Below are 14,707 nucleotides of genomic sequence, written 5' to 3' on the forward strand. Positions count from 1 at the left end.
CTATCTAAAATTTACTTTCCGTATCTTCCCTTCATCATTCTCCTCTTCCACTATTGATTTTATTGTTTGATATAAAGCTTTTTCATCCTTGCTAGCAAGCATTCTATTTACCTTTTTCTCCTCATTACAAAGCCTAACGGTTTCTTTTAATACAGAAAAATGTTCATTTTTATCCGTTGATGCGATAACGATTAATAATTTTACAAAATGCTCCTCGCTGAATCGCACGGCTTTCTTGATGGTCAGAACAGAGACTCCTGATTTACAAACATTATGATTGGATTGAGCATGGGCTAGATATACACCATTGCCAAAATAGGTATAACATCCATACAACTCAACATTCGTAATCATCGAATCAATATAACTACTAGTAATACTTCCATTCTCCAATAATGGATAGGAAGCCTGGGCTAATGCATCTCTCCAGTCGGAAATACTTTCAATGCATTGAACATTCTTTTCCTCTAACAATTGCAGTATATTAGGGATCGGCTTAAGAAAATATTTGCTAATTTCTTCTTTAACAGTCGCTTTATAAGCCTTCGGAATATACTTCTGGATACTCGTATAAAGATCTTCACTTAAGTCTTGATTGCTTATCATGCGGTATCTCAAATAAACTTCCAGTACCTTTTTCTCATCAGAATTGTTTAATTGGTTTGATATATAGGCATAAAAACCATTATATTTTAACAATTGAGTAGAGATAACTACACTGTATTCGCCTTCATAATCAGGCAATTGAGGAGGATGGATGATATCGATTACTTGAAACATCGGAAGACGCGCATTCATTTTCTCCTTCAATTTCTCTCCCTCTCCAAGCTCTTTAACAACCAGCAAAATTTTAATTTTGCCTATATCTATATTATTACGTCTCATATGGGCACTAACATGTAGCGTTAAATAGGCAACTTCCGATTCATTAATAGGGTAGCCAATTGCTTTGGAGAGCTCTTTAGCCGAGATATTCACTAAATCAAATATTTCCTTCGTGTCATTTTGAATTTCTTCTATGTCACAAACATCTAATAAACCATACATATAACGATAGATAGAGACATTCAAATGCTTTGCTAAATTATAAACAAGCAAATCCTTATTTTCGATCTCTATTCCAATTAGTCTTTGAAAATTATCTACCAATATTTCTGCTTTCTCCTTATAATAGGGTAGCTTATCATTTGAAATCGAAGAGCCATCTCTTAGTCTCGCTCCAAGCAGTTGGATTGTAATATATGCCTGATCCTCCCGCTTTTTTTCTGGGAAGTATTTATTTACTAGATGATAGGCTTTTTTCTCAAAAATCCCCTCTTCTTTAGCATCCATTAAAAAGGGAATATTACTGTCACAGCATTTAATCATTATGGCAATCTTATCGATTGTACTTGGTGAATAATGTACTTCTAATTCCCTCTCTATATGGGTCAATCTATCTTTTATGTCTATAATCTCTTCATCACGTAAATGGGGTAATATCCCATCCAGTATTAAGGGATATAAATAGGATAGAAAATACATAAAGACAGAGCGAGTTATTTTTCCATCACCTTGCACAATATAGCCAGACTTCGAAACATATTCAAACGAAATATTGTAATCCATTAGTTTTTCTTTCACCATTTTCATATCCAGAAAAATTGTATTTCTACTAACTGCAAGTTTATCTGCCATTTCATCTATCTTTATTACTTTATTGGCAAGAATACTTTCACAAATAATAAAGGCAACTCGTTCTTCTTGTGTAAAGATATAATTGATTTTCCCATGTTCTTTATAATTAAATGAATCCCACCATGCCTTATGCTCTATTAATAAACGAACGCCTTTATTCCTTCTACTATCAATCGGTGAAAGGCCTGCCTGATTAAATACGTCATTTAGTTTCACAATGTCATATTGTGTACTTCGCCTTGATTGACCCAGTTGATTCGAAACTATCTCAATGGTCGTAAAATCATCATATTTTGCTAATAAATCGAGTAAGTTCCTACATCTTCTTTCCAAATTAATGTACATCCCCACACCCCCTTTATCCAAACATATGACTAAACCCGTTGGAAGATGATAGATTAATATTCTCAACCAATTCCTTTGAATAGTTAAAGTTTATCATCGTACCTGTTTCACTTTAAGTCCAAAAATTGTTCTATTTGCGTTTGAAATAAAACGATATTTAAATCTTGTGTGTGCAGAATCCTGTTTCCACAAGAAAAAACACCTCCCAAACCTGGAAGGTGCTTTCTGTCTATTTCACTTTTATCTCTCTTTTTTTACTCATATTTCCCGCTTTATCCTGTGCATAAAGAGTTAAAACGGTATTCTTCTTTTGCTTCTTTATGGTGATTTTATAGGCACCTTTTTTATCTACTACACTTTTCCCTAGCTTGCTGCTTCCTTTATACACATACACCGTTGCGCCTTTTTCAGCTTTTCCTGAAATGCTAGTGGATTTTGTTGTGACGGTGCTAGCAGTTGGAGTACCTGGTGCCGTTTTGTCTGCTACTGTCACCGTTACTACTTTGCTTTTATTCTTCGCCTTATCTTCTGCATATACCGTTAGCTTTGTTCCTGCCTTTTGTTTGGCAATCTTCACTTTAAATGCGCCTTTGCTATCGGCTGTTGCCTTGCCTAACGTCTTACTTCCTGCCTTAACTGTTACGACTGCTTTTCCTTCTGTAGTTCCAGTAACGGATGTGGCAGAATCCCTGACACTATTTACCTTCGATAATCCTGGACCTGTTTTGTCAACCACTGTTACGGTAATGGTCCGGCTCTTATTTTTTGCTCCATCTTCCGCATACACAGACAACTTCGTGCCTGCCTTTTGTTTGGCGATCTTCACTTGGAATGCGCCTTTGCTATCGGCTGTTGCTTTGCCTAACGTCTTACTTCCTGCCTTGACTGTTACAGTTGCTTTTCCTTCTGTTGTACCTGTTACAGTTGTTGCAGAATCACTGACACTGTTCACTTTTGATAATGCTGGTGAAGTTTTATCTGCTACTGTGACGATTACATCGCGACTCTTATTTTTCGCCGCATCTTCTGCATACACTGTTAGCTTTGTACCGAGCTTTTGTTTGGCAATCTTCACTTGGAATGCACCTTTGCTATCGGCTGTTGCTTTGCCTAAAACCTTAGTGCCTGCTTTCACCGTTACTACTGCTTTTCCTTCTGTTGTACCTGTTACAGAAGTTGCAGTGTCCCCAACAGCATTTACCTTCGAAATTACTGGCGCCGTTTTATCTACTACTGTGACAGTTATTTCTCGGCTTTTATTTTTCGCTGCATCTTCTGCATATACCGTTAGCTTCGTGCCTGCCTTTTGTTTAGCAATCTTTACTTGGAACGCGCCTTTTGTATCGGCTGTTGCTTTGCCTAAAACTTTGGTGCCTGCTTTCACTGTTACGGCTGCTTTTGCTTCTGCTGTTCCTGTGACCACTGTTGCAGCGTCGCTGACACTATTCACCTTCGATAATGCTGGTGCGGTTTTGTCTTTCACTGTTACAGTTACTTCTTCGCTTTTCACGCCATTTTTTTCTGCGTAGACGACAAGCTTCGTGCCAGCTGCTTGTCGCGGAACAGAAACAGCAAAGGAACCGGAAGTGTTTGAATAACCTGTGCCTAACACAGATTTATTTTTCATGATGACAATAGCTGTATTCTTATCAGCCTTTCCATTCACCACAATATCAGAATCGCCTACTTCCTTAACACTAGGCGTTGTAGGTTTCGTGCTTGTTGCTGCCTTCTTTGTTAAAAGCGTATACGTAATATTTTGTCCCTTACTAGCAGGTACACTAAAGTCCTTTTCCGATTGAATCGCTTTAACGATTGCTCCACCACCTTGCAGGTATGTGTAACTGCCGTTATAAATTTTCTCCTTAATCGAGTCAAAGGATGCATTTCCGTTAAATCCATAAGGACCTGAATCCTCTTTTAATGTGAGTGCTCCCCTGAAGTTTGTCATCAATTGACCAAATGTTAATTTGGAATTATATTTTTGCATTACTTCCTGTATAGCTAGATAGTTCGTGTTTTTATTATTAATGATTTCTTTAAAAATTCGATTTCCTTGGCCTGCTTGCTCTTTTACATATTGCATAAATAAATAGGACAAGGAATAGTTCGCAAGCGTATCGCCATAATAATCCCAATAGATAAGAGAATGACCATTTGTAATATTGGAATCACTGTTATAATAATCAATTCTGCTTTGCAGTGCTTCTCCTAAATAGATTTGCTCTGCGGCCATCGCTAGTCCTTCATCCATCCAGACATCCATATCTGTCTTGCCTTGAACAAATACCTTTTGATTATAATTAATCATATGCTCAAACTCATGAGCAAGCGTAGAGTAAGCAGCAGACACATCCTTCGACGAATACATTCCCATTAGCGGATAAGTATCGATATAAAATATTTCCGAACGATTGGATGTTGAATATGCATACAGATCCTGTGGCGAGAAATATCCTGCAACATATCCGCCGCTTCCACTGAAACCATCCTGAATGTCATAGGTTAGTATATTAACCTTGCCATCCCCATCTACATCCGATTCCTTTCCGAAATTCGTGACATCCGATGTGTAAATTTTATTATCAAATTCTTTCCCTAATTGTTCTGCCTGCTGTTTGGAGATTTGGCTATTATGAACCCAGACATTCGCATGTGCTCCACTATAAAGCAGGGTTGCATTTAACTGATAATCTTGATTTGTTTCCACATTTGTTACCCAAAAGCTTTTGCTTGACCCAACTTGATAGCTTTTTTGTATGGATTTCATGCTTTTGTTGATCTTCTTACTATCACTTTTCTCTGGATCAAAGGGTTTTACAAAATCCATTTTGTAAGCTTCTTGATCCATCTTCTTATTAAAGCTGTATTCCTCATTATTTATTTGAAAATAACCAGTATGTTCAAAATCATATTCATCAGGAGATTCATTGCTAATTAGCTCAAAGTAACGACCACCAGAAGAATCAGATGCTCCTTTATAAAAGGGATTCGCTACTTTAAAATAAGTGGCATCCGAATAATAGCTATCGTAATAACTGCTATATGTACCGATTCTCATATAGATATAAGGATCCTCTTCATATAGTGATTTATCCAGTGTAATTCCTAGTAATACTTTTCCTGAATACCAGCCCATATAGCTAGTCGAAGTACCTAAATAGGATATTTCTCCACTGCTTCCTGTATAAAAATTCACATCTAAATATGGATCTTTGTAATAATCATTGTTTTCTATCTCTAGGGAGACTTCCATTTCCGATTCCGTGTATTCGGTAGTAGAGGAATAAGTAAGCTTATGTCTACTTCCCACACTATCAACTAATGAATCTATAAAGCTACCTTGTTCGATTAACGGATAGTCATCGGGATTAAGGTAATCTTGATTACCCTTTTTGTTTTTTCGAAGACTTTCCTGTTTGGTAATGCTTGTTTGGATCTTTCCATTTTTTATAGATGACTGCTTAATCTCATTGTTTGCCAATACATTAGATGATAATCCAAAAAATAATAGCAACGACATAAGAATTGATAATAGCTTCCTAGTTTTTCTCATCATGTTCCCCTCCGTTGTTATCATACTATGATTATCCATATATTTCTATATAAATAGTAATATATACACACATTATAAACATGGTAAATTTCCCCTCTATACCTTTTTACCAAATAAGCATATAGACGGAAATAAAATGAATATATAGCTTGTTTAAATGGTGGCTATAAACAAAGAAAGCACAAATATAAGTCCCTTTGCCTTTATACTTCTCAGAAAATCAAATTATATGATGTTTTTTACCTGAGTTGGGGGACGGTTCTATGTGAGGTCATTGACCTCACAAGAACCGTCCCTCTGCCCCCTTTAATAATGAAAGTATTTCATTAGGTGGCAGGGGCTTGCTATATAAGTATCCCTGGAGTTGACTGCACCCTTTGTCTTTTAGGAAGTCAAATTGTTCTTGCGTTTCTACACCTTCTGCAATCACATTCATACCTAATTCTGAAGCAAGAATGATGATAGCTGAAACAATGGCTATATCTACCTGACTAGTAGGAAGATTGCTAATAAATGTTTTATCGATTTTAATGGTATCCGCCTGAAACTGTTTTAAGTACATGAAGGAAGCATATCCAGTTCCAAAGTCATCAATGGAAACCTTTATTCCCATATTCCGCAATTTGGAGACCGTATCCCTAATCAGCGATTCATGGTTAGATAACATACTTTCTGTTATTTCTATTTCGAGATATTCTGAAGAAATCTTAAACTCTGTCAGTTTTTCGCTTACTAGTGTTGCGAAATTTTGTTTTAATAGCTGTTTAATCGATACATTTATGGCGATGGGGATTTTTATATTTAACTTTTCCCATTCTTTTATTTGATCACATGCTTTATTAAGTATCCACTCACCTAGCAGTAAAATAAAATCACTTTCTTCCGCTAGGGGAATAAAGGTGGCAGGATTGATCAATCCTTTCTCTGGATGCATCCATCTAATTAATGCTTCCACTCCAATAATAGTACCTGTTTCTGTATTAATTTTGGGTTGATAATAAAGAACAAATTGATTTTCTTTCAGTGCTTTTCTAAGATTACTTTTTAATTGAAAAGCACTAATAGCGTTTTTATTCATTTTTGGATCATACAGATTAAAGGCGTTCCCACCCATTTTTTTCATACTATACATAGCTATGTCAGCGTTTTTCATAAGCTCCTCAAATGTTTGACCATGTTTCCCACTAAGACTTATGCCTATGCTCCCATAGGTGGAAAATTCTTGACCATTGATAATGATTGGCTCTTCTATTGCTTTGAGAATTTTATCTGCCAATGCACGTAGCATGGATTTATTATTACAATTACTAATTAATAGAACAAATTCGTCCCCGCCCATACGTGCAACAACATTCGTTTCTCCTATGACATCTTGAATTCGTTTCCCTACTTCTTGTATTAACTTGTCTCCAGAAGAATGACCAAAAGTATCATTATGTGGTTTTAAGTTATCTAAGTCTAAAAACATAACAGCAAGGTTGTTCGTTTCTTGTAAGCGTTTCGGAAAGACCTCTTTTAAATATCGCAAATTCGGTAAATTTGTTAAACTATCATAATTAGCTAGATATTTAATCTTTTCTTCATGGTAATGGCGCTCCAATGCAATTCCTGTCAGATGACTAAAATCTTTAAGCATTTCAATATCAGAATCCTTTGGTTCCATTGATTCTTTATAATAAACAGCAAATGTTCCTAATACGGAGTCTTTAGAAGAGGTAATGGGCAATGACCAGCAGGAACGCAAACCCTTTGTCAGGGCAATTTCCTTCCAATTTGACCATGATGGATCTGTTTGTATATCAGATACAATTTTTAAATCTTTCGTATATGCTGAATGTCCACAGGATGCAAAATTTTCACCTACAGGAAACTTATCAATTTTTTCAATAAATTCAGGGTCTAACTTTGGACCATAACCAAAACGCAACCAATTATGATCTTCTTCATAATACATAATAGAACAAATCCCTTTTGAAAGTTCTTCTACACTTTCAGTAATGTATTCTATTATTTGTTCCAATGGCTCTCCAACTGCAATTCTCGCTAAAATAGTCTTTTGTTTCTTTTGTAGTTCCTCTATGTTTTTCTTTTCTGTTATATCTTGCGCGATTCCATGTATACCGATAACTCGATCATTTAACTTCAATGGAATAGTGGTCAATTTGATATCCCTAATGCCTCCATCTTTTCGAATTATTTGAGACTCAAGACCTTGAATACTTCCACTTATTACTTTGTTAAAACGCTGCATCACTTTCGGAAGTTTTTCAGGTACTATCAAATCGCAGAAATTTAATTTCGTTAATTCCTCTTTTTTATACCCGCTAATTTCTTCTGCTACTTTATTAACATCTAAAAAATTCCCTGCCTTGTCCAAGGTATATACTCCATCTGGATCGTGTAAAAATAGAGATTTATACGTTTGTTCACTTTTTTCCAATTCCGTTATGTCTCGCCCAAATACTATCAGGTTTTGGCGATTTCTAGCTGAATCAAATATCGGTACCTTAATTACCTCATATATTCGTTCCGAATTATTGAAAATAACAGACTCTTTTACTTCTATCTGTTTTCCTGTCTCCCAAGCCTGAAGATCACTTTTCATAAAAACAGGCACATATACAGCAAAATGAGGGTATAGTTCTCCTAATTCATCTTCCGTTTTACCTTGATATTCCTCTATATTAAAAAGTTCTAAAGTTTTACTATTCGCTTCAATCCAGCGTCCGTCTTTATCTTTTAAAACAATAATATCCGGACTTGCATTAATAAACGGTTCTAATTTCATAGCTTTCTCCCTATTTTTTACAATCATATACAATACATTATATAATTTTATCAAAATTTGTGCTATATGGATTCTCGGACAATTTATTAAGAAAAAATGGTTATAAATCCAAATAAAGGATTTCCTATTATAAATAAAGATATTTTCGTTAAGTTTGTTACTAGTCTCCGAGGTTCCACCTTTTCACTAATTTTCCATAAAATAATTATGCCCCTCTTTTAGGATCCAGTGTCTGCTTCAACTTCTCCTTCGCTCCCTTCCTCCACCATTTCACTGCCGAAGGAGAGACTTGTTCCTTCTTCGCTATTTCTTGGACGGTCAGCTGTTCAACAAAGGTAGCAATCACCCATTTTGTTTCTCCTTCGTTTAATTCATAACAAAGCCCTTTTATGTAGTCCGCTTCTTCTCGATATAAAACCGGACTTTCCATCACCTCCCAAAATTCTTCACTCGGATAGGTGCTTCTTTCTGCCTCTCTTGTCCGGCGCTTCAATTCATCGAGAAATCTTCCCTGCATATGACGATATAAATAATTGCTATATTTGCCCTTTTCTTCATTAAATGTATTGGTTGTTTCCCAGATGCTGATTAAGCCAATTTGGTAAAACTCTGGCTTATCTTTATAAATTGCCAGCTTTTTCATCATATGGTGGATCATCGGCGTGAATTCCTCTACTAGTTGATCATATGTCTTCCCTTTCATCATCGGTTCCTTTTAGAAAAGCACTTTTCTTTGTTATTCCTAGGTATCTTTACTTTATAGAATGAAGAGCTGTACATCGATTGAAGGAAAAGAAAGTAAATATGTAAAATATGGAATTCTTTTCCTGTAATAGAGTTTTATCTTTCTATTTGGGTAGTGCTTACTTGATAAATAGTAATAATTCAATTTTTCTATGAAAATTTTAATCCAAGTGGCATATGTAGGTTATTTTCAAGGACTACCTGAAACTAGAAGAAATTATGCTATAATTTGAAGGGGAAAAGAAAGATAGAGGTGACATTCATGGCAATACATGTTGTATTATATCAGCCAGAAATTCCGGCTAATACTGCAAATATTGCACGTACTTGTGCAGGAACAAATACAGCCTTGCATTTAATTCGACCACTTGGCTTTTCAACTGATGAAAAGATGATCAAACAAGCAGGTCTTGATTTCTGGGAGACTACAAGCATAAATTATTATGACTCATTGGAAGACTTTTTCACAAAAAACCAAGGTGAGTTTTACTATATTGAAACATTTGCTGAAAAAACCTATACATCCTACGATTTCACGGATCAATCAAAGGATTATTATTTCATATTTGGAAAAGAAACAACGGGATTACCAAAAGATTTACTAGAAACAAATAAAGATCATTTTTTACGAATCCCAATGACCGAACATATTCGGTCCCTGAACCTTTCCAACACAGCTGCTATCTTAGTATTTGAAGCTTTACGTCAGCAAGGATATCCTAATTTAAAATAAAAAAATCTTCCCAGATGGAAGATTTTTTTATTTGCAGTGCCGTCTCCTCTTACAATCGCTGCAGGCGAAGCTCTTGAATAAAGGAGTCATAATCGATTTCTAATGTATCGCAATTGGTTTTCACTTCTTCAAAGAAATCAAATTCTTTATCTGCTGGCTGGTCACGATTTTCATAGTAAAAGTTAATTAAATGATATAGTTTTACAAATGAATCTAATTTGTCTTGTTTATTCATTTATCCTCTCTCCTCCTACATTTTGACAACGTCTTTTTATCTACTATTAACCAAAATCTGCTTATCTCCGCGGTGTGACAATTCTACCAATTGGCTGGCTAATGATCTCCCCATTGTCCATCACTTTTATGCCTCGAACGATTGTCGCCACAGGCATTCCTGTAATAGGTGTTTGGTCGTAAGCTGTCACTTTACTTTTACTATGAAGCTGTTCTCTTCTAATTGTATGTTTTTTATTTATATCCACTATCGTAATATCAGCATCTGTTCCTATCTTTAAGGATCCTTTTTGCGAATAAATTCCATATTGCTTGGCTGGATTTTCAGAGAGTAGCTTACATACATCTACCAAAGAAATTTTCCCTTCGCTAACTGCATTTAACAACAATGGGGCAAGTGTTTCTACTCCGCACATTCCAGCAGGTATGTCCCAGAGACTTCCGTCTTTTTCTTCTTCCGTATGGGGAGCATGGTCTGAACAGACAACGGATACTGTTCCGTCCTGAATCCCTCGCCAAAGCTCCTCTTGATCCTTTTTATACTTAACAGGAGGATATACTTTCATTTGCGGGCCAACTCTATCATAATCCTCATTGGATAAAAAGAGATAATGTGGACAAGTTTCTGATGTAATATTCGAAAATCCATCCGCTTGTGCTTGTCTTACTAGTTTAACGCCTTCTCCTGTGCTTACATGAAGGATATGCAGTCTCGTTCCAAGATTTTTTGCAAGCGCAATACCAGATTGAATCGTCATTTCCTCTGCTAAGTTCGGACGCCCTTCCAGAAGTGCTTTATAATCTCTTTTTCCAGAAGCCTCTACTTCTTCTGTTAACCTTTGAATAATTTGATTATTTTCAGCATGAATAGCAAGAATTTGCCCTGTTTTTTGCACCTCTTGAAAAATACTATATACCTCTCCATCTGAGAGTGGCGGAATGACTCCTTCTTCCCCATCCTTATAGTTATACATTAGCTGGAAGGTCTCTTTATTAATCGCATATCCCCAGAAAAACTTAAACCCAATAACACCAGCATGATGAAGGGGAAGAATATCCTTTCGATTGACATCTCCTAAACAAATCCCCCATATCCCGAAGTCAACATGTGCTTTAGATGTGAGATTTTCCTTTTGCTTCTCGAAATTTCCGACATTATTAATAGGAGGATTCGTGTTTGGCATTTCAAAAACAGTGGTTATTCCTCCTGCAGCTGCTGCTTGGGTACTGTAATAAAAATCTTCTTTATATGTGGGACCTGGATCTCTTGAATGAATATGTGTATCAATAAAGCCAGGACACACATACAATCCTTCTCCATTTGTTACTTCCAAGGCTTCTCCCTCTAACTCTTCGTTTGAGATGGCAGCAATTTTTCCATCTTTTATATAGAGATGCCCTTTATCAAATCCATCTCCATTATATAAATAGCCGTTTTTTATCACATGATCCCACAACATTTTCTCCACTCCTTTTATTTATATCAGCAAAAAACTTCCTAAGGTTTATGAACCATTACTCCACCAATTATCTCTTGGATATCCTTTATTCCATGCAGCTTCATATAGTCTTCTATCTCTTCACGTATTGTGATCATGGCTTCTGGATCAACAAAGGAAGCTGTTCCAATTTGAACAGCAGAAGCACCTGCTAACATTAATTCCACTGCATCCTCACCAGTCATTACGCCCCCGCATCCTATAATCGGGAGGGAAGTAGCTTGATGTACTTGGTAAACCAATCGCACGACAAGTGGTAAAATAGCTGGCCCTGAATATCCTCCCATGACATTGCTAATCTTCGGCTTTCGTGTGTGAACATCGATAGACATTGCTATAAAAGTATTAGAAACCGTTAAAATATCTGCGCCAGCTGCTTCACATGCTCGAGCAATTTCTGCAATACTGGTTACATTGGGTGATAGCTTCGGAATAATCGGCTTCTTTATCACCTTTCGCACACGATTAACTAATTCGTACGATACAGATGGATCCATCCCAAAAGCTACCCCATTATTTTTCAAATTTGGACAGGAAATATTTAATTCGATGGCATCCACCTCATCCATTTCCCCAAGTTCTTCACAAACCTCGGTAAATTCCTCGATACTATCTGCTGAAACACTAGGAATAAATGGTGTAGAAAAGGAAGCATAAAAGGGGATCGTCTTTTCCTTAAAATACGTTAACCCTTCACTTTGAATCCCAATCGAATTAATCATGCCACCAGCCTTCGTTTCACATATGCGCGGAGTTGGATTCCCTGTTCGACGATGCTTCGTAATACTTTTGGGAATAATCGCACCAAGCTGATTGACATCTATATAGTTCGTCATCTGTTCAGCAAATGTTCCCGATGCCGGCATTATTGGATTTTTTAAATGAAGCTTGCCTAACGTTACTTCCAACCCACTCATGCAAAAACCACCTTTTTTAATGGCAAGACAGGACCTTCCATGCAAATCCGTACAGGACGAATGCGTTCCTCCTCTTCCACATTACACACACATCCATAGCAGGAACCAATCCCGCATCCCATATTTTCTTCCACTGCAATTTCAGCAAATAGTTCATACTCACAGGCTAATTGCTTCATTAATATTGATAATCTTCGTGAACCGCATGTATAAATTCCATCAATCTTCTTTTCTTTAATAAGTGTTTCCGCTAAAAATCGTACGCACTGAGGATTACTTGTTCCATCCTCGTCATTCACAAAAACTGCTTCTACACCAGCTTCCTTTAACTCCGCTTCCACTAAGTAATCCTCTTGTGATCTTGCACTTATAATCGCAAAACACGAAACATTCTCACCTTTCGCTTTAAACGCAAGAGCTGAAAGAGTTGCAATCCCTACCCCTCTTGCAACAACAAGAATATTTCGACTTTCTTCTTTCATGGTAAAACTCGTCCCTAATGGTCCTAATATATCCAGCTTTTCCTTTGGTCTTCGCAGTGCTAACGCCTTTGTCCCTATGCCTTTCACTAGATAAAGAAACTCCAATGTACCTTCCTCTTCATTTATTCGAAAAATGCTGAACGGTCTGCGAAGCAAAGGCTTTTGGTCATCACTGCATTTGATATGAAAAAACTGTCCTGCTTGAACGGGGAAAAGCTGTTTATCTGGGACTTTTACTTTTAGATGAAAATATCGCTTGCTTACTTGCCTATTAAATATAATTTCCGTCTTCACTGCCATTCTTTTCTCTCTCCCCTCTGTCTCGCTGCACTTCGCTATCGTAATCTCCGTACGAGAATCTTAGAGCGATTCCTCTTTTTTTAGAAAGAACATCAATCCGGTTATACGCCTATCGCCTGCTCCAGAACAGCTGCCTCTAATACATCGATTCCTTTCAATATATCTTCTAAATCGGTATGCTCATCTGGATGATGACTAATTCCGTTTAAGGAAGGAATAAAGATTAAGCCTACCGGACCTAAGGAAGTCATATTCATGGCGTCATGCCCTGCCCCACTTTGCATCCATTGATAGGGAAGCTCTTTTTCCAGACAAATTTTTTCTACCTTTAGAGAAAGCTCCTCTGATAACTGAACAGGATCTTCCTTACTAATCTCCTGTGCTCTAATCTCTAACCCTCTTACTTCCTTTACATCTTCCATCCTTTTATAAAGAGCATCGAGTACCTTATTTCTTGATGTAACAGAAGTGGAGCGTATATCTACTTTCATTTCTACCATTCCTGGAACAACGTTCATTGCCCCCATTGGAATGGAAAGCACGCCAATCGTTGCAACGGTTCCATTATGCTGTTCCCTTTTAGCCGCTTCTTCTAAAGCAAGGGCTAGTTCACTTGCTCCAAGGAGGGCATCCTTGCGCATATTCATTGGGGTGGTACCAGAATGAGAGGCTGCTCCTTTTATTTCGATAATTAATCGGACAGGTGCGGCAATCCCTGTTACAATGCCAATTTTCTTGTCATTATTCATGAGAATGGGGCCTTGTTCAATATGCAATTCAAAGAAAGCCTTAAAGCGTTCTTGCGCTCTACTTGCTAAATCCAATTGATCAAATCGTAACGCACAAAGAGAAAGAGCTTTTTCAAAGGTGATTCCATCCTTATCCTTTAAATGCTGATACTTCTCTTTTTGCAGTGTTCCTGCCATCGCCTTACTTCCAACAGTAGACACACCGAACCTTGAGGATTCCTCACAAGCAAAGGAAATAATTTCAATGGGATGTTCGGTTTCGATTCTTTGTTCATTTAGTCGTTTTATCACTTCTAATCCTGCTGTCACCCCTACTACGCCATCATATTTACCACCTTGATAAACAGTATCTAGATGGGACCCTATTACTACTGGAGGGAGTTCCTTGTTCTTTCCTTCTCTTTTGGCAATAATATTTCCGCAGTAATCCATCCTAATTTCTAGGCCTTCATTTTTGCACAATCGCATAAATGCATGACTACATGCCTGTTCCTCATTCGTAAAGGCAACCCTTGTGATTCCTTCCGTTCCTGAATTATATTGATTCATATTATTTAAAAGTTCTTCATATCTTCTTTTTCGATCCATCCTTCTATCTCCTTAACGGTGGGTTATGGAGAAAAACTACTCATGCCATGATAATCCTATCTATTCATTATCATGTTCCTATTCCCACACCTCTC

General features: G+C 37.0%; 10 protein-coding genes. 1 reads left to right on the top strand and 9 read right to left on the bottom strand.

All coding sequences use genetic code 11. The features are described from left to right. From RTL21_RS04120 to RTL21_RS04135, 4 genes are all read right to left on the bottom strand, one after another. The gene (locus RTL21_RS04120) at positions 1-2,022 is read right to left on the bottom strand and encodes a BglG family transcription antiterminator (protein WP_312093594.1); all 2,022 of its coding nucleotides are present in this window, start codon (positions 2,020-2,022) and stop codon (positions 1-3) included. Between the two features lie 229 nt (positions 2,023-2,251). Then, positions 2,252-5,578 carry an Ig-like domain-containing protein gene (locus tag RTL21_RS04125; protein WP_312093596.1) on the bottom strand — a complete coding sequence of 1,109 codons (3,327 nt, stop codon included), beginning with the start codon at positions 5,576-5,578 and terminating at the stop codon, positions 2,252-2,254. A 280-nt stretch (positions 5,579-5,858) separates the two neighbouring features. Next, entirely contained in the window at positions 5,859-8,366 is a 2,508-nt protein-coding gene (locus RTL21_RS04130) for a bifunctional diguanylate cyclase/phosphodiesterase (protein WP_312093598.1), read from the bottom strand. A gap of 205 nt (positions 8,367-8,571) precedes the next feature. Then, the gene (locus RTL21_RS04135; RefSeq protein ID WP_312093600.1) at positions 8,572-9,072 is read right to left on the bottom strand and encodes a sigma-70 family RNA polymerase sigma factor; all 501 of its coding nucleotides are present in this window, start codon (positions 9,070-9,072) and stop codon (positions 8,572-8,574) included. 300 nt (positions 9,073-9,372) lie between these two features. Here RTL21_RS04135 and trmL point away from each other — a divergent pair, with 300 nt between their 5' ends. After that, the gene (trmL, locus tag RTL21_RS04140) at positions 9,373-9,843 is read left to right on the top strand and encodes a tRNA (uridine(34)/cytosine(34)/5-carboxymethylaminomethyluridine(34)-2'-O)-methyltransferase TrmL (protein ID WP_312093602.1); all 471 of its coding nucleotides are present in this window, start codon (positions 9,373-9,375) and stop codon (positions 9,841-9,843) included. A gap of 49 nt (positions 9,844-9,892) precedes the next feature. Here trmL and RTL21_RS04145 read toward each other — a convergent pair whose 3' ends face one another. The 5 genes from RTL21_RS04145 to RTL21_RS04165 all read right to left on the bottom strand — a co-directional run bounded on the left by RTL21_RS04145 (position 9,893) and on the right by RTL21_RS04165 (position 14,612). Continuing rightward, positions 9,893-10,078, bottom strand: coding sequence for a hypothetical protein (locus RTL21_RS04145; protein ID WP_312093604.1), 186 nt, complete (start codon positions 10,076-10,078; stop codon positions 9,893-9,895). 61 nt (positions 10,079-10,139) lie between these two features. Beyond that, complete coding sequence (locus RTL21_RS04150) at positions 10,140-11,537, bottom strand: dihydroorotase (RefSeq protein WP_312093606.1); 1,398 nt, start codon at positions 11,535-11,537, stop codon at positions 10,140-10,142. A gap of 38 nt (positions 11,538-11,575) precedes the next feature. Next, positions 11,576-12,493, bottom strand: coding sequence for a dihydroorotate dehydrogenase (locus RTL21_RS04155; RefSeq protein WP_312093608.1), 918 nt, complete (start codon positions 12,491-12,493; stop codon positions 11,576-11,578). Further along, the gene (locus RTL21_RS04160; RefSeq protein ID WP_312093610.1) at positions 12,490-13,275 is read right to left on the bottom strand and encodes a dihydroorotate dehydrogenase electron transfer subunit; all 786 of its coding nucleotides are present in this window, start codon (positions 13,273-13,275) and stop codon (positions 12,490-12,492) included. Before RTL21_RS04160 ends, RTL21_RS04155 begins: the two co-directional genes overlap by 4 nt. A gap of 101 nt (positions 13,276-13,376) precedes the next feature. Beyond that, positions 13,377-14,612 (bottom strand): Zn-dependent hydrolase, encoded by a 1,236-nt coding sequence (locus tag RTL21_RS04165; protein ID WP_312093612.1) that lies wholly within the window; start codon positions 14,610-14,612, stop codon positions 13,377-13,379. Positions 14,613-14,707 lie beyond the last annotated feature (95 nt).

The organism is Niallia sp. (assembly GCF_031978665.1).
Lineage (GTDB): Bacteria > Bacillota > Bacilli > Bacillales > Cytobacillaceae > Niallia.